General features: G+C 71.2%; 21 protein-coding genes. 7 read left to right on the top strand and 14 right to left on the bottom strand.

Going from position 1 to position 22,563, the window contains the following annotated elements:
• Window position 1 precedes the first annotated feature (1 nt).
• The 3 genes from EV141_RS02110 to EV141_RS02120 are packed head-to-tail and all read left to right on the top strand — an operon-like array spanning window position 2 to window position 3,231.
• A complete protein-coding gene (locus tag EV141_RS02110; RefSeq protein WP_130484317.1) occupies window positions 2–1,159 on the top strand; it encodes a sensor histidine kinase in 1,158 nt (385 codons plus the stop codon).
• Window positions 1,156–2,517, top strand: coding sequence for a hypothetical protein (locus EV141_RS02115; protein ID WP_130484318.1), 1,362 nt, complete (start codon window positions 1,156–1,158; stop codon window positions 2,515–2,517). The genes EV141_RS02110 and EV141_RS02115 overlap by 4 nt, the downstream gene beginning before the upstream one ends.
• A gap of 39 nt (window positions 2,518–2,556) precedes the next feature.
• Complete coding sequence (locus EV141_RS02120; RefSeq protein WP_130484319.1) at window positions 2,557–3,231, top strand: response regulator transcription factor; 675 nt, start codon at window positions 2,557–2,559, stop codon at window positions 3,229–3,231.
• A gap of 49 nt (window positions 3,232–3,280) precedes the next feature.
• On the opposite strand, the gene EV141_RS02125 is transcribed toward EV141_RS02120, so the two are convergent.
• The 5 genes from EV141_RS02125 to EV141_RS02145 form a co-directional block, all read right to left on the bottom strand.
• A complete protein-coding gene (locus EV141_RS02125; RefSeq protein ID WP_130484836.1) occupies window positions 3,281–4,465 on the bottom strand; it encodes an MFS transporter in 1,185 nt (394 codons plus the stop codon).
• A 199-nt stretch (window positions 4,466–4,664) separates the two neighbouring features.
• Window positions 4,665–6,230 carry an HNH endonuclease signature motif containing protein gene (locus EV141_RS02130; protein ID WP_157985480.1) on the bottom strand — a complete coding sequence of 522 codons (1,566 nt, stop codon included), beginning with the start codon at window positions 6,228–6,230 and terminating at the stop codon, window positions 4,665–4,667.
• A 58-nt stretch (window positions 6,231–6,288) separates the two neighbouring features.
• Window positions 6,289–6,645 carry a thiamine-binding protein gene (locus EV141_RS02135; protein ID WP_130484321.1) on the bottom strand — a complete coding sequence of 119 codons (357 nt, stop codon included), beginning with the start codon at window positions 6,643–6,645 and terminating at the stop codon, window positions 6,289–6,291.
• A complete protein-coding gene (locus tag EV141_RS02140; RefSeq protein WP_130484322.1) occupies window positions 6,642–7,976 on the bottom strand; it encodes a glycosyltransferase 87 family protein in 1,335 nt (444 codons plus the stop codon). The genes EV141_RS02135 and EV141_RS02140 overlap by 4 nt, the downstream gene beginning before the upstream one ends.
• A 58-nt stretch (window positions 7,977–8,034) precedes the next feature.
• On the bottom strand, window positions 8,035–8,898 hold the full coding sequence (locus EV141_RS02145) for an ADP-dependent NAD(P)H-hydrate dehydratase (RefSeq protein WP_130484323.1): 864 nt from the start codon (window positions 8,896–8,898) through the stop codon (window positions 8,035–8,037).
• A gap of 53 nt (window positions 8,899–8,951) precedes the next feature.
• On the opposite strand from EV141_RS02145, the gene EV141_RS02150 reads away from it, so the two are divergent.
• Window positions 8,952–10,052: an NADH:flavin oxidoreductase/NADH oxidase gene (locus tag EV141_RS02150; protein ID WP_130484324.1), complete on the top strand. Its 1,101-nt coding sequence runs from the start codon at window positions 8,952–8,954 to the stop codon at window positions 10,050–10,052.
• A 40-nt stretch (window positions 10,053–10,092) separates the two neighbouring features.
• Here EV141_RS02150 and EV141_RS02155 read toward each other — a convergent pair whose 3' ends face one another.
• The 4 genes from EV141_RS02155 to pdhA are packed head-to-tail and all read right to left on the bottom strand — an operon-like array spanning window position 10,093 to window position 14,525.
• Window positions 10,093–10,962 (bottom strand): class I SAM-dependent methyltransferase, encoded by an 870-nt coding sequence (locus EV141_RS02155; protein WP_157985481.1) that lies wholly within the window; start codon window positions 10,960–10,962, stop codon window positions 10,093–10,095.
• 4 nt (window positions 10,963–10,966) lie between these two features.
• Entirely contained in the window at window positions 10,967–12,358 is a 1,392-nt protein-coding gene (locus EV141_RS02160; RefSeq protein WP_130484326.1) for a dihydrolipoamide acetyltransferase family protein, read from the bottom strand.
• Window positions 12,358–13,395 (bottom strand): alpha-ketoacid dehydrogenase subunit beta, encoded by a 1,038-nt coding sequence (locus tag EV141_RS02165; protein ID WP_130484327.1) that lies wholly within the window; start codon window positions 13,393–13,395, stop codon window positions 12,358–12,360. Before EV141_RS02165 ends, EV141_RS02160 begins: the two co-directional genes overlap by 1 nt.
• Complete coding sequence (gene pdhA / locus EV141_RS02170; RefSeq protein ID WP_130484328.1) at window positions 13,395–14,525, bottom strand: pyruvate dehydrogenase (acetyl-transferring) E1 component subunit alpha; 1,131 nt, start codon at window positions 14,523–14,525, stop codon at window positions 13,395–13,397. Before pdhA ends, EV141_RS02165 begins: the two co-directional genes overlap by 1 nt.
• A 260-nt stretch (window positions 14,526–14,785) precedes the next feature.
• Here pdhA and EV141_RS02175 point away from each other — a divergent pair, with 260 nt between their 5' ends.
• Window positions 14,786–16,444, top strand: coding sequence for an FAD-binding dehydrogenase (locus EV141_RS02175; protein WP_130484329.1), 1,659 nt, complete (start codon window positions 14,786–14,788; stop codon window positions 16,442–16,444).
• Between the two features lie 9 nt (window positions 16,445–16,453).
• Here EV141_RS02175 and EV141_RS02180 read toward each other — a convergent pair whose 3' ends face one another.
• The gene (locus tag EV141_RS02180) at window positions 16,454–17,191 is read right to left on the bottom strand and encodes a DUF8185 domain-containing protein (RefSeq protein WP_130484330.1); all 738 of its coding nucleotides are present in this window, start codon (window positions 17,189–17,191) and stop codon (window positions 16,454–16,456) included.
• A gap of 86 nt (window positions 17,192–17,277) precedes the next feature.
• Between EV141_RS02180 and EV141_RS02185 the strand changes: the two genes are divergently transcribed.
• The gene (locus tag EV141_RS02185; RefSeq protein WP_375880259.1) at window positions 17,278–18,132 is read left to right on the top strand and encodes an acyl-CoA thioesterase; all 855 of its coding nucleotides are present in this window, start codon (window positions 17,278–17,280) and stop codon (window positions 18,130–18,132) included.
• Window positions 18,133–18,174: 42 nt separating this feature from the next.
• Here the strand turns inward: EV141_RS02185 and EV141_RS02190 are convergent, their stop codons facing one another.
• Together EV141_RS02190 and EV141_RS02195 are read right to left on the bottom strand one after the other, a co-directional pair.
• Window positions 18,175–19,167, bottom strand: a complete 993-nt coding sequence (locus tag EV141_RS02190; RefSeq protein ID WP_130484332.1) for a permease prefix domain 1-containing protein — start codon at window positions 19,165–19,167, stop codon at window positions 18,175–18,177.
• On the bottom strand, window positions 19,164–19,523 hold the full coding sequence (locus EV141_RS02195; protein WP_130484333.1) for a PadR family transcriptional regulator: 360 nt from the start codon (window positions 19,521–19,523) through the stop codon (window positions 19,164–19,166). The genes EV141_RS02190 and EV141_RS02195 overlap by 4 nt, the downstream gene beginning before the upstream one ends.
• A gap of 68 nt (window positions 19,524–19,591) precedes the next feature.
• Between EV141_RS02195 and EV141_RS02200 the strand changes: the two genes are divergently transcribed.
• Window positions 19,592–20,374 (top strand): glycoside hydrolase family 16 protein, encoded by a 783-nt coding sequence (locus EV141_RS02200; RefSeq protein WP_130484334.1) that lies wholly within the window; start codon window positions 19,592–19,594, stop codon window positions 20,372–20,374.
• On the opposite strand, the gene EV141_RS02205 is transcribed toward EV141_RS02200, so the two are convergent.
• Both EV141_RS02205 and ettA read right to left on the bottom strand, forming a co-directional pair.
• Window positions 20,371–20,865 (bottom strand): acyl-CoA thioesterase, encoded by a 495-nt coding sequence (locus EV141_RS02205; RefSeq protein WP_130484335.1) that lies wholly within the window; start codon window positions 20,863–20,865, stop codon window positions 20,371–20,373. The two genes, EV141_RS02200 and EV141_RS02205, sit on opposite strands and share 4 nt — an antisense overlap.
• A gap of 15 nt (window positions 20,866–20,880) precedes the next feature.
• Complete coding sequence (ettA, locus tag EV141_RS02210) at window positions 20,881–22,563, bottom strand: energy-dependent translational throttle protein EttA (protein ID WP_130484336.1); 1,683 nt, start codon at window positions 22,561–22,563, stop codon at window positions 20,881–20,883.

Raw genomic sequence — 22,563 nt, forward strand, 5'->3', positions numbered from 1 at the left:
TGTGATCGAACGCGAGCGGCGCAGCTTGTTGCAGCGCTCCGCGCGCGCGATCGGCCTGGGCGGCCTCATCATCTCGGCCGTGTGCCTGTCGCTGCCCGGCATTGTCGAGCCCGACCTGTTGCCGTCGGTGCTCATTTTGCTCGCCGGTCAGGCGGGCGCCCTCATCATGGTGGGCCGCAGCGAGCATGTCGGGTGGCCCGTGCTCACCATCGTGCTGGGGCTCGCCGCCCTCACCGTCGCGCAGCTGCCGTTTTCGGGCGGCCAGTCGGTGGCGCTTCCCGTCGCGCTCGCGCCGCTCGGCGCCGTCGGCATCGGTGCCGTCGGCATCGTCTTGAGCGAGAGCCGCCCGCGCTGGCTGTTGTGGGCGTTCGGCACGCTTGCCTCCGCCTTCCTCGTCGCGCTCGCCGGCCCCACCATGGGGCTGTTCTCGACGGCGGCGATCGCCACGCTTGCCGGCTGGGCGATCACCATGATCATCGGCATCTGGGTCACGGTCGGTGTCGAGCGCTCGCTCGTGCGCATCGACGGCATCGGCCGCGCCCACCAGGTCGAGCGTCAGGCCAGCGAGATGGAGGCGCAGCGCCGCCAGAGCGCGCGCCTCCTGCACGACACCGTGCTCGCGACCCTTACGCTGCTCGCCCACTCAGGCGTCGGAGTCAGCGCCGACGCGCTGCGCCAGCAGGCCACGGAAGACGCGCGTCTGCTGCGCCAGCTGCGCCTCGGCTCGACGCCGATGCCGCGCTTCTCGGGCTCGTACAACCTCGAGCCGGTGTCGGAGTCGACCCTCGGCACGACCCTCGAAAGCGTCAAGCAGCGCTTTCTGCGCATGGGACTCGAGGTGCGATGGCACGGCACGGGCCAGGTACTCCTGCGCTCCGACGTGCTTGACGCGTTCCTCTTCGCCCTCGCCGAGTGCCTCGAGAACGTGCGCCGCCACGCGGGCGTGAGCGACGCCGACGTCACGATCACCGAGAGCGAGGACACCCTGCGCGCGGTCGTGACCGACGCTGGCCGCGGCTTCGCCCCCGATGAGGTGGAGGACGGTCGCCTCGGCGTGGCCGAGTCGGTGATCGCGCGACTGCGCGACGTCGGCGGCAACGCGCGACTGTTCTCGACGCCGGGGGCTGGCACGACCGTCATACTCGAGGTGCCGCGATGAGCGCCGGCGACAGCGGGAAGACTGCGAAGGCCGGCGCGGCCACGAACGGCGCGCGAGCGGCGAAACCCGCGAAAGCCGCGAAGCGCCCGGCGGCGCGCCCCGGCAAACACAGCCTCCCCGACGAGCGCACGCTCGGCGCGCGCATCCGCCCCTCGGGCGCCCGCTCGGCCACCCGACGCGGCACGCCGACCTCGACGCACGCCTCCGCCCTCGGCAGCGGCTTCCTCGGCATCGGCATCGCGATCGTCGCCGCCCTGCAGTCGATGGTCGGTCTCGGCCTGTTTCTCGCCCGCACCGACAGCTACGCGAGCCTCCTGCCCGCTGTTTCTGCCTGGACCCTGCTGCTCGTCACCTTCCTCGGCATCATCGTCACAATTTCGGCCACGGGTGAGCGGCTTCCCGACTGGCTGTACGGCTTCTTCCTCGTGTCGCTCACGGCCGTCGTCTGGCTCGACTTCGTCGCGATCGCGCCGTTCAACGACGTGGGCCGCAACGCCAGCGCGTCGATCGCGGCCGGCTTTGTGCTGCTCGTGATCGTGACGCTGCGATCGCGCTGGGAGGTGCTCGTCGCCACCGCCGCCCTCGGCATCGCCTTCGTCGTCGCGATCGTGCTGACCACGCCGCTCACCCCGGTCACGATCCCCTTCCAGATCACCGCCGTGGCGCTTGCCACCGCGCCCGGCATCATCGGCGTGATCCTGATCGCCGGTTTCGAGCGCATCCTGAAGCGGGAACTCGACCGCGTGCTCGTGCAGTCAACCGTCACCGCACCGCGCCTCGCGGTCGGGATGCTCGCAAGCGAAGAACTCGCCCGCCTCGATTACGACGCCGAAGAGCTGCTCGATGCTGTCGCGACGGGGGATGCTCCCCTTCCGTTACCGGCGCCGCTTGCCGCGCGAGCATCCGGATTGGCGACGGAGTTGCGCCTGCACCTGATTCAGGGACGACGCGAGACGTGGCTGTTCCACGCAATCACCGAGTCGGAGCACCTGGGCCGCCACGTCACCGTGAGCGACCCCGGCACGCTGGCGGGCCTGCTCGACGACGTGCAGCGCGACGCGTTGCTCGCGGCGCTGTGGCTGCTGTCGACCGACCCGGTTGGCGTTGCGGCGCCGCCGCGCACGATCGCGGTCGAGCTCGGGCCGCTGAGCGGCGCGCCAGTGTCGGCGGGCGGCCACGACACGGTCGTGCCGATCGCCGTGCACATCACGGGTATGAAACGCAATCGTGTCGACCCCGGTGTGTGGGAGGCCCTCGACCGCGTCGGGCGTTACAGTGACAACACGGCCGGTGGGGCGCTTCACATCGAGGTGGACTGCCTGGTCGAAAACCCGGCTGACGCCTCCCGAGCCTCCTGATCGGGAACGCGGGCCGACGAACCTGTGGAGGGGCACCGCATGGCACCCGCGAACCCGTCGATTCGGCTGGCGATCGTTGACGATCACCGGATGCTGTTGGGCGCGCTGACGGAGTGGATCCGCCAGGCCGCCGACGACATTGACATGGTCGCGGCCGTGGCGAGTTGGCCCGAACTACTGGCGCATCCCTCCTTCCCCGTCGACGTCGTTCTGCTCGACCTCGACCTCAAAGACAACATTCCGGTGTCGCTGAAGATTCAGACGCTCAAGTCGACCGGCGTGCGGGTGGTGCTGATGAGCACCTACTCCGAGCCGAACGTCGTGCGCGAGGCGCTCAACGCGGGCGCGCTCGGCTACCTCGTGAAGAGCGAAGACGCCGGCATGATCGTCGAGGCGATTCGCGCCGCTCGACAGGGTGAGTCCTTTATTTCGACCGAGCTCGACCTGGCGCTACACGCCAGCGATGGTGGCGGATCGCCGCGGCTCAGCGCGCAGGAGCGCCGCGTCATGGCGCTCTACGGCGCCGGTGAGCCCGTGAAGTCGGTGGCGTACCAGCTCGGCATCTCGGAGGAGACGGCGAAGAGCTACCTGAAGCGCATCCGCGAGAAGTACCGCATCGCGAACATCGACGTGGGCACGAAGGTGGCGCTGCGGAAGCAGGCGATCAGCGACGGCATTCTCGTCGACTCGCCGAGCGGGGTCAGCCCGGTCTAGGTAGCAGCGAGGCGCGTTCACTCCCTGATCGCGGCGCCTGTTCCTGCATTTACGCCGCAGTGCGTTCCGAACGCCGCGCGACCAGCACGCCGACCACCGCGAGCACCACGCCACCTGCGGCCAGCGCAAGCCCCACCCACGCCGGCGCGAGGTATCCCAGCCCGGCGGCGACGACGAGCCCGCCGAGGAACGCGCCGAGCGCGTTACCGAGGTTGAGGGCCGAGTGATTGAGCGCCGCGGCGAGCGTTTGGGAGTCGCCCGCAACATCCATGAGTCGCGTCTGCACGATGGGTGACAGCGCTGCGGCGGTGAATCCGACCGCGAAGGTGCCGATGGCGGCGCCGACCTGGGTGCCGCCGACGAGGCCGACGAGGGTAAGCGAGGCGGCGAGCCCGGCGAAGGCAATGAACTGGGCGCGCGTAGTGCCGCCGTCGGCGAGGCGGCCTCCGAGGAAGTTGCCGAGGGTCATGCCGACGCCGGTGCTGGCGAGCAGCCACGGAACGGCGGAGGCAGCGAAGCCCGCCTCTTCAGTGGCAAGCGGGGCGATGTAGCTGTAGACGGCGAAGAAGCCGCCGAAGCCGATGGCACCGACGCCGACGGCGATCCAGACTTGGGGTCGGGCGAAGGCTCCCAGTTCGCGGCGGATTGTCGAGTCGGGGTCGCCCGCGACGGGCGGAACCAGGATGCGCACCGCGAGGATCGTGGCGGCGAAGACGGCGGCGACGAGCAGGTAGGCGGCGCGCCAGCCGGCGGCCTGACCGACGGCCGTGATGATGGGCACCCCGATGACGGTGGAGACGGTGAGGCCCGAGAGCACGAGTGCGACGCCCTGGCCGCGCTTGCCGGGGCCCATCAGTTCGGCGGCGACGAGGGCGGCGATGCCGAAGTAGGCGCCGTGCGGGAGGCCGGCGAGCACGCGCGCGGCGATGACCGTCTCGAGCGTCGGGAGGAGGGCGGTGGCGAGGGTCGCCGCGGTGAAGGCGACGGCGAGGGCAACGAGGAGGCCGCGGCGCGGGAAGCGACCGGCGAGGGCGGCGATAGTGGGGGCTCCGACGACGACGCCGAGGGCGTAGGCGGTGATCACCCAGCCGGCCTGGCCGATGGCGGCGTCGGGGTTTGTGGCGAGAAGGCCGGGCACGAGGTCGGCGGCAATCTCGGGCAGGAGGCCCATGGCGGCGAACTCGGTGGCGCCGATGCCGAAGCCGCCGAGCGCGAGGGCGAGAAGGGCGGCGATGGTGCGGGGGCGCGAGAGGGTGGGGGCGGTTGACGGAACTGCTCGATAGGCCGCAGGTGCTGCGGTTGCTGCGTGTGCCGTAGCTCCTGTCGCAGCGGAGACCGCGGGGCGGGCTTCGTCAGCATGATTCGTCACCGCGCGAGTCTATCGAATCGATTCGACACCCTAAACACAGACCAGTGCGGGGTGGTCGACCCCGTCAGAAGGGCGCGTCGTCGGGTAGCGGTGTTGTGGATCCGAATGTTCGGCGCACCCGCTTTGGTGGGCTTCCGTCGTCACGTTGGGGCGTCGGCGCGGGAGGCGCCGTTCGCTCGTCGCCGTGTCGTGTTCGCGGCGGGTCGTCGCCGCCGAACGGTTCGGTGATGTGGATGCGGTGTCGCGGGGATGTCCATTCGAGGCGCCCCGCGCCGAGATGCTTGACGCCCCACGAGGTGCGGTGTTTGAGCCGGTGGTGGGCGCGGCAGAGGTGCGCGAGGTTGTCGGCGGCGGTGTGGCCGCCGTGTGCCCAGTCGACGGTGTGGTCGAGTTCGCAGCTGCTGGCGGCGCGCACGCAGCCGGGGAAGCGGCAGGTGTCGTCGCGCACGCGGAGCGCGGCGGCAAGATCGGCGGGGACTGTGTAGCGCTCGCGCCCGACGCTCAGTACCGCGCCCGTGTGCGGGTCGGTGAGGATGCGCCGGAAGCTCGGCGCGCGGGCCGCCCAGCGTGCGGCGGTTTCGTCGTCAATGGGGCCGTAGCCCTCGAGGTGGGCGGGGCGGCGGTCGGTGGGGACGTCGGCCCCGACACGGCCGAGCAGGGTGAGTGCCGGGACGGTGATCGACACGCGAGCCCGAATGCCGCGGCCAAGCGGCAGTGCATCCTGCGTCGAGCCCGGCACGGTGGCCCCGTCCACCGTGCGGGCCTCTCCCCCGCCGCACACATTCGCGTCTGCCCCGGGTACTTCGCCCGCGACCAGCAGCGCGGTGAACACGTCGGCGCGACGCTGTGCGGCCGTGCGTGTTTCGCCGTCGCCCGCGAGGTCGCGCGCGATGGTGGTGACGCGGTCATGAATCGCAACGGCGTCGACGGCGGGTAGGTAGGCCGTGAGATAGGCCATGGCGTCGCTGGCGGGCTCGACCGCGACCCAGCGCCCGTCGGCGGCAGTCGTCGCACGCTTCTCGAGGGGCTCGGGGTGCAGCAGTTCGCGCAGGCGCCTCACGCGGCGCGCGAAGGGCGCCACCCCCATGCGCTCGGCGGCGGCCACGGCGAGGCGCTCGAACTCGGCGCGCGCCTCGGGTGGCAGGTCGCACGCCCGGTCGGCGATGAGTTGCGCGTGGCGCGGAGTGATGACGGCCCGCTCGAGCGCGTCGGCGGTCTCGTGCAACTGCGCGCCGAGCAGCTCGGCGTGGGCGATGCGGGTCTCGGCGGTGCGCTCGGACTCGCGCAGCAGCGTCGCCAGCTCGGTGGCGAGTTCGCGACGTGCGGTGAAGGCGGGATTCCAGGTGGTGTTGCCGCGTGCATCCGTCTGCCGGGGCGGGGCGTCAGCCGAGTCGACGCCCGCTGCAGAGCGATGGCGACCGGCGACGCGGCGTTCGACGATCTCGCGCAGCTGATTGATGGTGCGGGCGCGGCGGGCCTCGATGAGCGCCTCGCGCGCCTGCAACTCGATCAGGTCGTCGAGGAGCAACTGCTCGAGTTCGCCGTCGGGGTCGGTCGCCGGCACCGCCACCCCGAAGCGGTCGATGATCGCGCGGCGATCGACCGTCGAGGTGGCGGGCGGGGTGGTCATGAGAGCAGTGAACCAGGGACCACCGACATTGAGTGTGTGCGGCCCCTCGGGCTGTTGCTCAGCGAGCGTCGCGGCCCGTCTCACCGCCAGCATCGCTTCGAGCGTCGTTCTCGCCCAGCGCCGCCTCCAGCCGCTGCACCTTGCCGTCCATCTCGCCCACGCGCCCCGGCCGAATGTCGGCCTTCAGCACGAGCGACACCCGCGTGCCGTACGCGCCGACGGCCTCGGTGGCGCGGCGCACAACATCCATGACCTCGTCCCACTCCCCCTCGATCTCGGTGAACATCGACGAGGTGCGGTTCGGCAGGCCCGACTCGCGCACGATGCGCACGGCGGCCGCGACGGCCTCGTGCACCGAGTCGGGCTCCGAGCCGGCGCGGCCACCCGACGGGGCGACCGAAAAGGCGACGATCATGAGGATGCTCCTTCCGCATCACGAGCAACGCTTCCGCTGGCGGGGCGCTCGCCCGCCGTCCCCATCCTGCCCCGCACGACCGACACGAGCGCGGCCACCGCCCACACCAGCAGCGCGACGTACAGGAGGTTGCGGGCGGTCAGCACCACGAGCATCCACGTTTCGGCGCCGAGAACCGCCCCGTATTCGACCGGATAGATCACCTGCGTGAGCGCGGCGACCGCGAGCGCCAGCGACGCGGGCACGCGGAAGCGCAGCCCACCATCGGCGCGCATCAGGATCCCGAGCACGATGGGAGCGGCCAGCCACGCCGCGAACTGGGGCGAGCCGACCTTATTGACGGCGACCAGCGCTGCGACGAGCGCGAGGGTGAGGGCCGGCAGCAGCAGTTGCTCGGCGACGCCCCGACGGCGCGCGACGAGACCCAGTGACACCACGCCGAGCACGACGATCGCCAGCAGAGGCGTCGCGATCGACGCCATCACGTCGCTGCCGACGCCCGTGACCTGCCACGTGAGAATCTCGCGGTCATAGGCGATGCGCGCGGCGGGCGCATCGAGGCCCGGGCCACTGACGACCGGCGCACTCGCGGAGCCGCCCGTGAGGCCCGCGAGCCACATCCACGGCAGCGCGAGCGGCGACTCGACCTGCAGGCCACGCCCCGACTGCTGGGTGAGCGGGCTGAGCAGCGCCGCTCCCCCGCCGAGCAGCAGGCCGACAACGAGCACGACGGCGCTCACACCGAAGAATCCGCGCGCCACGTCCAGCCAGCGGCGGGCGGCGACGAGCGCGGCGATCAGTAGCGCGCCCGGCCACACCTTCACCCACGCTCCCGCGGCGATCAGCGCGCCCGCCCAGCGCGGATGTTCCGCCAGCACCGCGACCGCCGTCACCGCGAGTGCCGCCGTCACCGCGTCGATGCGTCCGAGCGCGATCGGGCCGAGCAGCGCGAGGAAGGCGAGCCACCACCAGGCGGCAGCCACCCGGCGCACATCACGCTTCACGCCAGCGAGCGACACGAGCGCGATCGCGTTCAGAATCGTCATCAGCAGTAGCCAGGCCAGCGAACCCGCGAGCCCCGTGCCGAACGGGTACACCGCCAGCATCGGCAAGAGCGCCGGGTACGGGTATACCCACGCCGTGTCGAGGCCCACCCAGCCCTCGCCCGCGATGCCGAGCGCCGCCCAGAACGGGTACACGAGCTGCACGTCGCCGAGTGGCAGGCCCGGCAGCAGCAGGTTCGCACCGATGAGCCACGCGTGCACGGCGACGAACGCCCCGGTCAGGGCGAAAGGATGCGCGCCCACCTCGCGCCAGAAGGTGCGGTTCACGACGCGCGCAGCTCTCGCGAGAACGCGCGGCTCACGCGGCGGGCCGGCGTGCCGCGGTTCACGACGCGCGCCCGGAATGCGCCAGCACGTCGCGGATGACGGCGGGAATCGCGGCGCAGAGGTCGAGCACGGTGAACGGGCCGCCCGCGGAGGCGCGGCGGGCCGCGGCGCCGTGTAGGGCGGCGGCCGCGGCGGCGAGCTCGGCGAGACGATCCGCAATCGCGTCGTCCTGGCTTGCCGGTGCCACCAGCTCGCGCGCGTGGGTCGCGACGAGCGCGCCCAAGAGCCCTGCGAGGGCGTCACCGGCACCGGCGGTGGCGAGCCAGGGCGTCGCTTCCGCGACCACGAGCATCCGGCCAGCAGGCGTCACGACGCGCGTCGTCGCGCCCTTCAGCAACACGACCGCGTCGAGCGTGCGGGCAGCGTCGAGCACGGATGCATCGGGGTCGGCGAGCACGGCCGCGCGGTCGACGCCGCTGAGGCGCGCGAGCTCTCCGGCGTGCGGGGTCAGCACGCGGGGCACGGCGCGGGCGCGCGGGTCGCGGGCCAGCGGCAGGCCGGTCGCATCGAGCACGAGGGGCACGCCGGCGTCGAGTGCTGAGCGCACGCGGGCCTCGGCCAGCGCCTCGGAGTCGCCGCCGTCGTCGAGCCCCGAGCCGATCAACCACGCCTGGGCACGACCGTCGACCGTCACCGCCTCGGGGCGGCGGGCGAGCACCAGGTCGGCCGCGCGGGCGGGCCCGAGGTAGCGCACCATGCCGACGCCGGTGCGCAGCGCCGCCTCGACGGCGAGCACCGCGGCGCCCGGGTAGCGCTCCGACCCGGCGACGATGCCGAGCACCCCGCGCGAGTACTTGTCGTCGGTCTCGACGGGCACGCGGATGCTCGCCGCCGCATCAAGGAGCGTCACCGTCTCGCGCATGCGCCCACCCTACGGCGGGAATACGCCCAGGCGCGGTTCGCTTGGATGGAGGCGTGGACTCGACGCTGTTTAGCCCCCTGACCCTCCGCTCGCTGACCCTGCGTAACCGCCTCTGGGTGTCGCCGCTCTGCCAGTACTCGTCGAACCAGCAAGACGGCGTGCCCACCGACTGGCACCTCGTGCACCTCGGCTCGTTCGCCCGCGGCGGCGCCGGCCTCGTCATGGCGGAGGCGACCGCGGTCGTGCCCGAGGGCCGCATCACGCCCCGCGACACCGGCATCTGGAACGATGAACAAGTCAGCGCATGGCGCCGCGTGACCGACTTCATCCACTCGCAGGGAGCCGCCGCCGCGATCCAGCTCGCCCACGCCGGGCGCAAGGCGAGCGCCTACCCCGAGTTCGGCACCCTGCTCGGCGGCTACACCGGCAGCGGCACGGCTCCCGTTGACCGCGGCGGCTGGATTCCCGAGGCGCCCAGCGCGATCGCGTTCGAGCCGTACGTGACGCCCGTCGCGGTGAGCGCCACGCGCATCCAGGAGCTCATTCAGGCGTTCGCCGACGGCGCCCGCCGCAGCGTCGAGGCCGGCTTCGACCTCGTCGAAATTCACGCCGCTCACGGCTACCTGATTCACCAGTTCCTGTCGCCCCTGTCGAACGAGCGCGACGACGAGTTCGGCGGAACGCTCGAGAACCGTGCGCGGTTCCTGCTCGACATCGTGCGAGCCGTGCGAGCCGCCGTGCCCGAAACGCCGATGCTCGTGCGCTTCAGCGCCACCGACTACACCGAGGGCGGCTGGAACGAGGACGACACCGCAACCGTTGCGCACTGGGCGCTCGAGGCGGGCGCCGACCTGTTCGACATCTCGTCGGGCGGGCTCGTGCGGGCGCCGATTCCGGTCGGCCCCGGCTACCAGGTGCCTCTCGCCGCACACGTGCGCACGCAGGGCGAGGTGCCGGTGAACGCCGTCGGGCTCATCACGACCGCCGAACAGGCCGAGCAGATTCTGCGCGACGGGCACGCCGACGCGATCATGATGGGGCGCGAGTTCATGCGCGACCCGCACGCGCCGCTGCGCTTCGCGCGCGAGCTGGGTGTCGAGTTCGCCGAAAGCGACGACATCTGGCCGCCGCAGTACGTGCGCGCGAAGATCTAGGGACAGCGCTCGCGCCGATGGGCGCGTGCCGGGCGCAGATTCAGGATGCGCGCCCCGGCTTCACCGCCCGGCCCAGCACCGAGGTGGTGACGTGGTCGATGGTCGCGCCGTCGCCATTCGTCAGCATGAGGCGCAGTGCCCGCATGAGTGCGGCGCGCCGGTCGTCGTCGAAGCGGTCGACGACGGGCCCGAACGGCGTGCCGAACAAGCCATGAAGTTCGGCGTCGAGGCTCGGCCAGCGCACGGGCAGCGACTCGCGCGAGGCGCTCACCTCGGTGAGCCCCGCCCCGACGAGCGCGTCGACCACGTCGGCGACCGACATGGTGAGCGCCGCGTTCGAGATCGTGCGGGGCACGCCCGACGCCGCCGCGTCGGCGGTCAGCGCGTCAGCGAAGGCGTCGAACGGGTCGAGCCGCTCGCCCTCGGCCCAGACGGCGACGACGAGGACACCCCCGGGCCGCAGCACGCGGCGGCACTCGGCGAGGGCCGCGCGCCGGTCGGCCATGAACGGCAAGCCCTGCTGGCAGAGCACCGCGTCGACACTGGCGTCGGGCAGCTCGATCGCTGTCGCGTCGCCGACGAGCGCCTCGATGGGGGCGCGCCCGGGCGAGGCAGCCTCAATGGCGTAGTCGAGCATCCGGGCGCTCGAATCGCACGCGATGACGCGACCCGCGTCGCCGACGACCGCGGCGGCCGCCCGGGAGGCGGCTCCCGTGCCGGCGGCGACGTCGAGCACGGTCGCACCGCGCGGCAGCCGCGCGAGGCGCACGAGGCGGTGCGCCCACGGCTCGAAGAGCACCGGGTCGAGGTAGCGGTGGTAGTTCTCTGACACGCTGGCCGCGTCGAAATGGTTGCGCCGCGGCGCACCCGCGCCCGATGCGGCAGGCACGGATGCGGTGGTCGCGCCCATCGCGCTACACCCGCCCCAGCACGGTCGCCGGGTCGGCAAGCATGCGCCCGACATCGGCGAGGAACCGCGCTCCCTGCTCGCCGTCGACGAGCCGGTGGTCGAACGAGAGGCTGAGCGTCATGACGTCGCGCAGACGGATCTTTCCGCGGTGCTCCCACGGCCGGCGCTGCACGGCCCCTGTCGCGAGAATCGCCGACTGACCCGGCACCAAGATCGGTGTGCCCGCGTCGATGCCGAAGACGCCCACGTTCGAGATCGTCACGGTTCCGCCCGTCAACTGCTGCGGGGTGAGCTCGCCGGCCCGCGCCGTGCGGGCAAGCGCTCCGATCGCCTCGGTCAGCTCGCCCACCGTCTTCGCGTGGGCGTGCTCGACCACCGGAACCATGAGCCCGCGCGGGGCCGCGACGGCAATGCCGAGGTTCACGTGACCCCACTCGACGATCTCGCCGGCGTTGTCGTCCCAGTGCGCGTTGAGCGCGGGCTGGACTGCGAGGGCGAGGCACACGGCCTTCGAGATGACGGCCAGCAGCGAGGCGCGCTCGCCCGCCTCGCTCAGGCGCCGCACGAGCTTCATGGTGCGCGTCACGTCGACTGTGAGAAAGACGCTCACGTGCGGCGCGGTGAACGCGCTGTCGACCATCGCCTGGGCGGTGGCCTTGCGCACGCCGCGGATCGGCGTACGGCGCTCGTCGGGGTAGCCCGCGCTGGCGGGTACCGTGCGCGCGGCGGTCGCCGATTCGGGTGCGGCGTTTGTCGACGCCGGCGGCTCCGATGCGCTCGGCGCGCTCGGCGTCGAGGCGGCGTGCTGCACGTCGTCGCGAGTGACGAGCCCGTGCGGGCCCGATCCGCTGATCGACGCGAGGTCGACGCCGAGCGTGTGGGCGAGCTTGCGCACGGGCGGGGTGGCGAGGGTGCGCTCGCGCGCGACACTCGCCGCGCTCGGCACGCTCGCGCTGCCCGCGCCGGTCGCGCTGCCTGCGCGTGACGGGATGCTCGGCGCGGCCGGCGCGAACGCCCCCTTTCGCGCTTTCCGCGCGGGCGCCCTGCCGGAGGCCGCGGCCGGCCCGTAGCCGACGAGCACTGCCTGCCGCTCGGGCGCGGCCGGAGCCTCCGGCACCGACACAGCTGAAGCCGGCGCCGCCGGCCCCGCCGGCGCCTCCACCTCGAAGCGCACGATGGGCGCGCCAACGTTCACCGTCTCGCCCGGAGCCGCGCACAGCTCGGCGACGACGCCCGCCACCGGCGAGGGCAGCTGCACGACGGCCTTCGCCGTCTCCACATCGGCGATGGTCTGGTTGAGCGTCACCGTGTCGCCAACGCTGATGTGCCACTCGACGAGTTCAGACTCGGTGAGCCCCTCGCCGAGGTCGGGCATCGCAAATTCGCGGATCGCCATCAGAGCATCGCCCCCGCGTACAGCGCCGGGCGCCGCCCCATCGTGCGGTCGACCGCGTCGAGGATGCGGTCGAGGTCGGGCAGGAAGTGCTCTTCGTGGCGCGAGGCCGGGTACGGCAGGTCGAAGCCGGTGACCCGCTGCGGCGGGGCTTCGAGGTGGTAGAAGCAGCGATCGGTGAGCTCGGCGGCGAGATCCGCACCGACTCCCCCGGTGCGCTGCGCCTCGTGCGCGATGACGAGTCGGCCAGTCTTCGCGACGGAGGCGACGACCGTGTCGACGTCGACGGGCGCGAGTGAGCGTAGGTCGATGACCTCGATCGAAACGGAATCCGACTCACCCGCGACCGAACCCGCAGCAGCCGCAGCAGCCGCGTCAATCGCGGTCGCCACGAGCGGCCCGTAGGTGACGAGCGTCACGTCGCTGCCCGGCACCACGACCCGGGCCGAGCCCATCGGCAGCACGTCGTCGCGATCGATCGCGTCTTCGTCGACCTCGCCCTTCGTCCAGTAGCGACGCTTCGGCTCGAAGAACAGCACGGGGTCGTCCGAGCGGATCGCCTGCTGCAGCATCGTGTGCGCGTCTTGCGGGTTCGAGCAGGTCACGACGCGAAGGCCCGCCGTGTGCGCAAAGTACGCCTCGGGGCTTTCGGAGTGGTGCTCCACCGCCCCGATGCCACCGCCGAAGGGCACGCGGATCGTGATCGGCATGCGCACGTTGCCACGGGTGCGGTAGTGCAGCTTCGCCACCTGGGTGACGATCTGGTCGAACGCCGGGTAGATGAAGCCGTCGAACTGAATCTCGACGACCGGCCGGAAGCCCTTGAACGCCAGCCCGACGGCCATGCCGAGGATTCCGGATTCCGCGAGCGGCATATCCATGACGCGCATCTCCCCGAACTCGTTCTTCAGCCCGTCTGTCACACGGAACACGCCGCCCAGGGTGCCGATGTCTTCGCCCATGATGAGCACGCGGTCGTCGTGTGCGAGCGAGCGGCGCAGCGAGGCGTTGAGCGCCTTCGCGAGTGTCATCTCGGTCATCAGTGTTCGCCCCCCTCAAAGCTGTCGAGGTACTCGCCAAACTGCCGGCGCTGCTCGTCGATGCCGCGGTGCGGCTCGGCGTAGACGTGATCGAACATGGTCAGCGGGTCCGGATCTTTCTGCTCCGTGCATCCGGCCCGGAATTCGGCGGCAGCCTCGTCGGCGCGACGGGCGATGGATGCTGCGAGCGCGTCATCGAGGATGCCCGCCTCGCGCAGGTACGCCTCCACGCGGGCGAGCGGGTCGCGGCCCGCCCACTCTTCGCGCTCGAGCGGGTCGACGTAGCGGGACGGGTCGTCGGAGGTCGTGTGCGGGCCCATGCGGTAGGTGATCGCCTCGATGAACGTCGGCCCACCGCCCTCGCGGGCCTGCTCGACGGCGCGGCGGGTGACGGCCATGACGGCGAGCACGTCGTTGCCGTCGACGCGCACGCTCGGAATGCCGAAGCCGGGCGCGCGGTCGGCGATCGGGCGCTGCGCCTGCAGCGTGACGGGCTCGCTGATCGCCCACTGGTTGTTCTGGCAGAAGAAGATCACGGGCGCGCGGAACGTCGCGGCGAACACCATCGCCTCGTTCACGTCACCCTGCGTCGTGGCACCGTCGCCGAAGTAGGCGACCGCGACCGAGTCTTCGCCGTCGAGCTTCGCGCCGACCGCGTAGCCCATGGCGTGCAGAGCCTGCGTGCCGATGACGATCGCGGGGGTCGCCATGCCGACCTCATAGGGGTTCCAGCCCGACAGGGCGGTGCCGCGCCACACGTTCAGCATCTCGGTGAGCTTCACCCCGCGGCAGTAGGCGACGGCGTTCTCGCGGTAGCTCGAGAACACGAAGTCGTCGGGGCGCAGCACGCGGGCAGACCCCACCTGGGCGGCCTCCTGGCCGAGCAGCGGCGGCCAGAGCCCGAGCTCGCCCTGCCGCTGCAGGGCCGTCGCTTCGACGTCGAGGCGGCGCACGATGACGAGGTCTTCGTAGAGGCTCGCGAGCTGGTCGCCCGTGACGTCGGCGACGTAGTCGTCGTAGGGAGCGTGCGGAACTCGGCGACCGGAGGCGTCAAGCAGTTGAACCGGGCGGTCGGGCGGCGTGGATGCACGCGGCGCGCTCTCGCGGGATTCGGACAGGGACGACGGCACTGGCTCCTCCGATCCACCGCTTCCGACGGGTGTGTCGGTGCACGGTGACGCTCACAGCCCCCGCTTGTGGCGGCGACTGACCCGGGCGACGGTGCCCGAGGCTACGTACGACGGTAACCCTGATTGGGTGTCGCGACAAGGACGGCACGCCACCCTGTGGATGCTCGTTTGGACACGAACGGCCCCATGCGGCCCTGCGCCGCCGGCAACGCAGCGATCGGCATACTGGTCGCAGACCCCCTCACACAGAAGGAGACCCGATGGCAACGGCGCCACGGAGTGACGCGATCATCGTCGGCGCGGGCCTGTCAGGCCTCGTCGCCGCGGCCGAACTCGTCGACGCGGGGCGGCGCGTCACGATCGTCGACCAAGAGCCGGAGGCCACCTTCGGCGGCCAGGCCTGGTGGTCGTTCGGCGGCCTGTTTCTCGTCAACAGCCCCGAGCAGCGCCGCATGGGCATTCGCGACTCGGCAGATCTCGCCCGCAGCGACTGGGCGACCACTGCCGGCTTCGATCGCGATGAGGATGCGCACGCGCGCCTCTGGGCCGACGCCTACGTCGACTGGGCCGCCGGCGAGAAGCGCGCCTGGCTGCGACAGAAAGGCATCGGGCTGTTTCCCGTCGTCGGCTGGGCCGAGCGAGGCGGCGACACGGCCACCGGCCACGGCAATTCGGTGCCCCGCTTCCACATTGTGTGGGGCACGGGGCCGGCGATCCTCGAGCCGTTCATCCGCACCGTGCGGCGCGGCGTCGACGAGGGCCTCGTCACCCTGCTCTTCCGCCACCGTGTTGACGCGCTGTCGGTGACCGACGGGCGCGTCGACGGGGTGACCGGCAGCATCCTCGCCCCTGACGACGCGGAGCGCGGCGGGCCGTCAAATCGCGAGACGATCGGCGACTTCGCCCTCGCCGCCGACGCCGTCGTCGTCGCCAGCGGCGGCATCGGCGGCAACCACGAGCTGGTGCGCGCGGCGTGGCCCGAGCGCCTCGGCACTCCCCCGACGCGCATGCTGAGCGGCGTGCCGGCCCACGTCGACGGCCGCGGGCTCGCGATTGCCGAAAGCGGCGGCGCGCGGCTCGTGAACGGTGACCGGATGTGGCACTACGTCGAGGGCCTCGAGAACTACGCACCGGTGTGGGCGCGGCACGGAATTCGCATTCTGCCGGGACCGTCAAGCCTCTGGCTCGATGCGACGGGCAGGCGACTGCCGACACCCCTCTTTCCCGGCTTCGACACGCTCGGAACGCTCGCGCACCTGCGGCAGACCGGCTATGACCACAGCTGGTTCGTCACCACCCAGTCGATCATCGAGAAGGAGTTCGCCCTCAGTGGCAGCGAGCAGAACCCCGATCTCACCGGGCGCAGCGTGCGCGAGCTGATTCGCCAGCGACTGAGCCGTGGGGCGACTGAGCCGGTCGAACGTTTCGTGCGCGAGGGCGCCGACTTCGTGACCGCGACGAGCGTCGACGAACTGGTCGCCGGCATGGCGGCGCTCGAGCCCGACGCGCCGCTCGACGTCGCGCGCGTTCGCGACGAGATCGCCGCCCGCGATCGGATGCTCGACAACGAGTTCGGCAAGGACGCCCAGTTGACCGCGATCCGCGGTGCGCGGAGATACCGCGGCGACAAGCTGATCCGCGTGGCGGCGCCCCACCGGCTCACCGACCCGAAGCACGGGCCGATGATCGCCGTGCGCCTGCACGTGCTGACACGGAAGAGCCTTGGCGGTATTCAGACCGATCTCGACGGTCGGGCAATCGGGCCGAGCGGCGAAGTCGTGCCAGGACTGTACGCCGTCGGCGAGTCCGCCGGCTTCGGCGGCGGCGGCGTGCACGGGTACCGCTCGCTCGAAGGCACGTTCCTCGGCGGGTGCCTGCACACGGGCCTGCGGGCCGGCCGGGCGATCGCCGGGCGATAGGGCGACGGCCTAGAGTCCCCAGGCCACCGGCTTTACGAGCACGTGGCCGCGGCGGGTTGTGAGGCGCAGCCAGGCGCCGGACGCGAACTGCTGGACGGGTTCGGCGTCGGCGCTTGCGTGCGAGCCACGCTCAGCCCCCTCGCTGTCGCCGCTCGGGTCGCCGTCGGCCGCGTCGCCCAAGAAGCCGAGCGCTTCCGCGGCGAACGCCGCACCCGCCGGCAGGTGATCATGGCCCTCGATCGGGCGACCCCACACCTCAACGCGCAGCCGGTCGACCAGCGCCTGACCGGGGTTGTCGGGAACCGCGGCGGCGACCTCGGCGATGCCCTCGGCGGCCGTGCGGCGGAGCAGTGCGGGATCGACCGGAGCCATCCGCTGCCAGCCCCCGCGGGGCGGCGAGATGGCGGCCCAGCTGACGGAGTGCACGGGCGTCGGGAGGGTGAGTTCAGCGGGCGCCGCGTCGTCCGTGACGAGCGCGAGTCGCGCATCCACCCGGTTCTGCAGTGAGCGCAGCGGAACGACCGCGTCGACGGTGCCCGCGGGCGCCGCAAGCGTGCGCAGCCCCAAGACGGTCGGGCTGCGGTCGAGCAGCCCCTTTGGGGCGATGACCGCGACGAATGCGGCGAGCACCCCCGAGTCGGCGATGATGCGCATCGACCCCGCCTCGTCGAGCCGCAGTGCGCGGGCCGCGAGCGTCGAGACGTCGCGCAGCGCGGCGGCGCTTCCCAGGGTCACGGTGTCGGCCATCACACCTAGACTACGGGGCGATGAACGCCGAGAATCGCGACGCCGACGCCCGTTCGACCGACCCCGCAGAGTCCCCCGTCGACGCGATGCTCGCCGCGCTCACGCTGAGCGACACGGGCGCCCGCACGAGCGAAGACATCTTCACCGCACCCAGCCAGTGGATGCCCCATGGCCGGGTCTTCGGCGGGCAGGTCGCGGCGCAATCGGTCATGGCGGCCATGCGCACGGTCGAGGCTGACCGCAGCATCCACTCGATGCACGGCTACTTCCTGCGGCCGGGCGACGTCGCCCAGCCCATCACCTTCAGCGTCGACCGCATCCACGACGGGCGCTCGTTCTCGACGCGGCGCAGCCAGGCCTACCAAAATGGCGTGCCGATCTTCTCGATGATCGCCTCCTTCCAAGACGACGACCCGGGCCTCGAGCACCAGGCGGCGATGCCCGAGGGTCTCCCCCAGCCCGAAGAGCTGCCGAGCGCCGCCGAGGCGCTGGAGCCCATCGACCACCCCACCGCGCGCTTCTGGGCGAGCTCGCGGCCGTTCGACCTGCGGCACGCACCCGGGCCGGTGTACTTCCGTGTCGAGGGCGAGAAGGTTCCCCACCAGGCCGTGTGGCTGCGAGCGCTCTCACCGCTGCCGGAAGACGAGAACCTGCACCGCGCAGCGCTCGCCTACGCGAGTGACTACTCGATCCTCGAGCCGATTCTGCGCGTGCACGGCCACTCGTGGGCGACGCCCCGGCTCAAGGCGGCGAGTCTTGACCACGCCATGTGGTGGCACCGTTTCGCGCGGGTCGACGACTGGCTCTGCTACGTGCAAGAGTCGCCCAACGCGATCGGCGGCCGAGGTCTGTCGACGGGGCGCATCTTCACGCGCGACGGCGTACTGGTCGCCTCCGTCGCACAAGAGGGCATGGTGCGGGTGCCGGGGACGCACCACTAACCCGCGGGCGCTGACCCGCTCGCGCGCTGCGCGGCGGCCGAGCTACCGCACCCCGCGGCCACGACTCGCTCGCGCCGCCTTCAGCACGCCGTCGGCGCTCTCCGCCGCGGAAACAACACCGATGACGACGGCCACCGTCACGGCAAACACGTTCCACGTCTCGTCGAGGTCGATGCCCGCGAGCTCGGGGCGCGCGAGCAGTTCGGCAGAGAACGCCGGGTTGATGACCGCGTCGGTGAGAATCAGGGCGATCACCGGCACGGCGAACGCCATCGAGAGCACGATATTGCCGACCGCGAGACCCACTGTCCAGACACGTCGCCGATACAGCACGATCGCGAAGACCAACTCGGCGACGAGCACAAGCAGCAGGTAGGGAATCCACCACGACCAGAGCTCGGGCGCGAGGACCGGAATCGGGTCGCCATCGCCATCACGCAGCAGAGGTAACACGAGCTGCGCGACGAGCAGGCCGCTCACGAGCACGAGGCCAAGCACGCCGCCGATCAGAACGCTCACACCCACCTGCGGGCGCGCATCCGTCGCCGGGAGGTCGTCAGGCGACCACGCCACGAGCGGACGCGACCCGGCGGCCGTGCGCTCGATCACCGCGAACACGACGGTCACCCAGAAGGCGATTCCGATCGCCGTGTTCACCATGACGCCGCCGGCGGCGAGCACCGTGTCGACGGGGGCCGAGCCCGTGAGCGTCTCGGCAAGAACCACGGCGCCCGCGACGATCGGCAAGAGGATGCCGAGCAGCAGCACAATCAGGCGGCGCCAGTCGAAATAGAGCGCCGGGCCGATGAGGTGCAGCGGGCTGCCCGTCAGGCTGGCAGCGAAGCGATCGGGGTCGCCGAGCGTCGTAATCGCCGTGCGTTCCGCTGCGGCCTCGGGCTCGCCGGCGGCGACGCGTGCGTCAATGTCGTCGGCGAGGGATGCGCGCAGCTCGTTGGCGACGTCGTCGCGTTTCGCCTCGGGGATGCGCCGCACCACGGCAGCGATGTAGCGCTCGGTGAGCGTCGGAGTGGTCATGCGGGGCCTCCTTCGGCGAGACGCCCAAGAGCGTCGGTGATGCGTTGGTGGTCGTCGAGCAGTTCGCGGGCCAGGGCGTCGCCGGCGGCGGTCGTTCGGTAGAACTTGCGCGGCCGCACATCGTCGGTGTTCCACTCGCTCGTGAGCAGCCCCTGACTCTCGAGCCGGCGCAGGAGCGGATAGAGCGTGTTGGCGTCAACGTCGATGGCGGCCGTGCCGAGCCGTTCGAGCAGGGCGTAGCCGTAGTCGGGCTCGCGCAGGGCGAGGAGAGAGGCGATGACGACCGATCCTCGGCGCACCTCCTGCCGGTGCGTCGCGGTCGCCTCGCTCACCGCTCGCAGGTCGTCGTCACCCATAATCCACACAGTACTGTGCGTCACACAGTATGGCAACAGTCGCCTGCGCGGCACTTACCCTCACCTGTGTGACAACGGCCGGCCAACGCCCCGACGTCGACGAGCGCTTCGTCGGCCCGACACTCGACCCCACCCGCTGGGTCGACCACTATCTCCCCCACTGGTCAACACCCGACCGCACGCAGGCTCGCTACGAGCTCGGGCGGCGCGGGCTCACCCTGCGCATCGACCCCGACCAGCCGGCGTTTTCGCCCGAGTACGACGGCGAGCTGCGCGTGTCGAACCTGCAGTCGGGCACCCGCTCAGGCCCCGTCGGCAGCGCCGACGGCCAGCACCGCTTCCGCGACGGGCTTCTCGTGCGCACTGCGCAGCCCACGCGCCCGCTCTGGCTCCTCGGCCCCGGCACGCTCGAGGCGCGCATCGAGCCCTGTGAGCACCGGAACGCGCTCACCGCGCTCTGGCTCATCGGCTTCGAGGACACTCCCGACCGCAGCGGCGAGCTGTGCGTCGTCGAGCTGTTTGGCGACCGCCTCGCGGGCGCGAGCGCGGCGATCGGGACGGGCGTGCATCCGTTCGGCGACCCGACGCTCGCCGACGACCACCGCATGGTGCCGCTCGCGCTCGACCTGCGCGCGCCCCTCGACTACCGCGCCGAGTGGGGCGCCTGGGGGTGGCGGGTGAGCGTCGACGGATCCGTCGTCGCGTCGGGCGAGCGCGCCCCGGCCTACCCGCTGCAGATCATGCTGAACCTGTATCTGCTGCCCGGCGCCGACGGGCGCGTCGCAATGCCGAGCGACGCACCGCTCACGGCGCGCGTCGAGTACCTGCGCTACTGGGCGGCCGACGCCTAATTGCGGAAGGCGACGGGAGCATCCGTGTACTGCTCCCAGACTTCGCGCACGGCGGACGGGATGCGCGTGGGCGCGCCGGTCGCCGCGTCAACGAGCACCAGCGTGGTCGCCGCCACCGCGTACGGCAGGCGATCGGCGGAAACCCCGTCGCCATCGACCGACGCCTCGGATTTCTCGCGCGGCGGCAGCACCTCGTAGTGCACCTCAAGGCTCGCGCCGCCCATGCGGCCAATCCAGAGCGACACCTCGAGCGGGTCGCGCAGGTGCGGAATCTCGCGCCGATACTCGACCCGCTGCGCCGCAATCACCGTGTGCTGCGGGGCGTTCGGGCCCGACTCGAGCACGGCGGTCGGATGCTCGGCACCCGGCCCCGCCCAGAACGCGCTGATGCGCGCCTCTTCGAGCAGGGTCAGCAGGGCGGCGTTGTTGACGTGCCCGTACGCATCCAGATCGCTCCAGCGCACGGGCACGTCGACGCTCACGCGCGACATACGATTGCCCGCCCGCTAGTCGCGCGTCAGCTTGCGGTAGGTGACGCGGTGCGGCTTCGCGGCGTCGGGGCCGAGTCGCTCGACCTTGTTCGCCTCATACGCCTCGAAGTTGCCCTCGAACCAGTACCAGTTCGCCGGGTCGTCGGCCGTGCCCTCGTACGCGAGGATGTGCGTCGCGATGCGGTCGAGGAACCACCGGTCGTGCGTGATCACCACGGCGCACCCGGGAAACTCGAGCAGCGCGTTTTCCAGCGACTGCAGGGTTTCGACGTCGAGGTCGTTCGTCGGCTCGTCGAGCAGCAGCAGGTTGCCGCCCTCTTTCAGCGTGAGGGCGAGGTTCAGGCGGTTGCGCTCACCGCCCGACAGCACGCCGGCCTTCTTCTGCTGGTCGGGGCCCTTGAAGCCGAACTTCGAGACGTATGCCCGCGACGGAATCTCGGTCTTTCCCACGGTGATGATGTCGAGACCGTCCGAGACGACCTCCCACAGCGTCTTGTTGGGGTCGATGTTCGATCGGCTCTGGTCGACGTAGCTGATCTTGACCGTCTCGCCGATCTTGAGATCTCCACCGTCGAGCTCTTCGAGGCCAACGATCGTCTTGAACAGCGTGGTCTTACCGACACCGTTCGGGCCGATGACGCCGACGATGCCGTTCGGCGGCAGGCTGAAGCTCAGGCCGTCGATGAGCGTGCGGTCACCGAACGACTTGTTCAGCTTCTTCGCCTCGATCACGATCGAGCCGAGGCGCGGGCCGGCCGGAATCTGGATCTCCTCGAAGTCCAATTTCCGCGTTTTTTCGGCCTCGGCCGCCATCTCCTCGTAGCGGGCGAGGCGCGCCTTCGACTTGGCCTGGCGACCCTTCGCGTTCGAGCGCACCCAGTCGAGCTCTTCGGCGAGGCGCTTGGCGAGCTTCGCGTCCTTCTTGCCCTGCACGTTCAGGCGCTCGGCCTTCTTCTCGAGGTACGTCGAGTAGTTGCCCTCGTAGGGGTAGAGACGACCGCGGTCGACCTCGGCGATCCACTCAGCGACGTGATCAAGGAAGTACCGGTCGTGCGTGATCGCGATGACGGCGCCGGGGTACTTCTGCAGGTGCTGCTCGAGCCACAGCACGCTCTCGGCGTCGAGGTGGTTCGTGGGCTCATCGAGCAGCAGCAGGTCGGGCTTCTCGAGCAGCAGCTTGCAGAGCGCGACGCGGCGCTTTTCACCGCCCGACAGGTTCGTGATCGGGGCGTCCCCCGGGGGGCAGCGCAGCGCATCCATCGCCTGCTCGAGCTGAGAGTCGAGGTCCCAGCCGTTCGCGGCGTCAATCGCCTCCTGCAGCACCCCCATCTCGGCGAGCAGGGTGTCGAAGTCAGCGTCGGGGTCGGCCATGGCCGCCGAAATCTCGTTGAAGCGGGCGATCTTGTCCGACAGTTCGCGCACGCCGTCTTGCACGTTTTCGAGGACGGTCTTCGACTCGTCGAGCTCAGGCTCCTGCATGAGGATGCCGACGGAGTAGCCCTCCGACAGGCGGGCCTCGCCGTTCGACGGGGTGTCGAGCCCCGCCATGATCTTCAGAATGGTCGACTTACCGGCGCCATTCGGGCCCACCATGCCGATCTTGGCCCCGGGGTAGAACGACATCGTGACGTCATCGAGGATCAGCTTTTCGCCCACCGTTTTGCGGGCGCGCACCATGGTGTAAATGAATTCGGCCAT

The sequence above is a fragment of the Microcella putealis genome, assembly GCF_004216575.1.
GTDB classification, from domain to species: domain Bacteria; phylum Actinomycetota; class Actinomycetes; order Actinomycetales; family Microbacteriaceae; genus Microcella; species Microcella putealis.

Excerpts from the sequence above, each read along its gene's own strand:
- EV141_RS02135 (WP_130484321.1), bottom strand. The coding sequence starts at position 6,645 with ATGATCGTCGCCTTTTCGGTCGCCCCGTCGGGTGGCCGCGCCGGCTCG.
- EV141_RS02185 (WP_375880259.1), top strand. The coding sequence starts at position 17,278 with ATGCTCGCCGCGCTCACGCTGAGCGACACGGGCGCCCGCACGAGCGAA.
- EV141_RS02145 (WP_130484323.1), bottom strand. The coding sequence starts at position 8,898 with ATGCGCGAGACGGTGACGCTCCTTGATGCGGCGGCGAGCATCCGCGTG.
- EV141_RS02120 (WP_130484319.1), top strand. The coding sequence starts at position 2,557 with ATGGCACCCGCGAACCCGTCGATTCGGCTGGCGATCGTTGACGATCAC.
- EV141_RS02165 (WP_130484327.1), bottom strand. The coding sequence starts at position 13,395 with ATGACCGAGATGACACTCGCGAAGGCGCTCAACGCCTCGCTGCGCCGC.
- EV141_RS02180 (WP_130484330.1), bottom strand. The coding sequence starts at position 17,191 with ATGGCCGACACCGTGACCCTGGGAAGCGCCGCCGCGCTGCGCGACGTC.
- EV141_RS02205 (WP_130484335.1), bottom strand. The coding sequence starts at position 20,865 with ATGTCGCGCGTGAGCGTCGACGTGCCCGTGCGCTGGAGCGATCTGGAT.
- EV141_RS02130 (WP_157985480.1), bottom strand. The coding sequence starts at position 6,230 with ATGACCACCCCGCCCGCCACCTCGACGGTCGATCGCCGCGCGATCATC.
- EV141_RS02160 (WP_130484326.1), bottom strand. The coding sequence starts at position 12,358 with ATGGCGATCCGCGAATTTGCGATGCCCGACCTCGGCGAGGGGCTCACC.
- EV141_RS02115 (WP_130484318.1), top strand. The coding sequence starts at position 1,156 with ATGAGCGCCGGCGACAGCGGGAAGACTGCGAAGGCCGGCGCGGCCACG.
- EV141_RS02195 (WP_130484333.1), bottom strand. The coding sequence starts at position 19,523 with ATGGGTGACGACGACCTGCGAGCGGTGAGCGAGGCGACCGCGACGCAC.
- EV141_RS02155 (WP_157985481.1), bottom strand. The coding sequence starts at position 10,962 with ATGGGCGCGACCACCGCATCCGTGCCTGCCGCATCGGGCGCGGGTGCG.
- EV141_RS02190 (WP_130484332.1), bottom strand. The coding sequence starts at position 19,167 with ATGACCACTCCGACGCTCACCGAGCGCTACATCGCTGCCGTGGTGCGG.
- EV141_RS02175 (WP_130484329.1), top strand. The coding sequence starts at position 14,786 with ATGGCAACGGCGCCACGGAGTGACGCGATCATCGTCGGCGCGGGCCTG.
- ettA (WP_130484336.1), bottom strand. The coding sequence starts at position 22,563 with ATGGCCGAATTCATTTACACCATGGTGCGCGCCCGCAAAACGGTGGGC.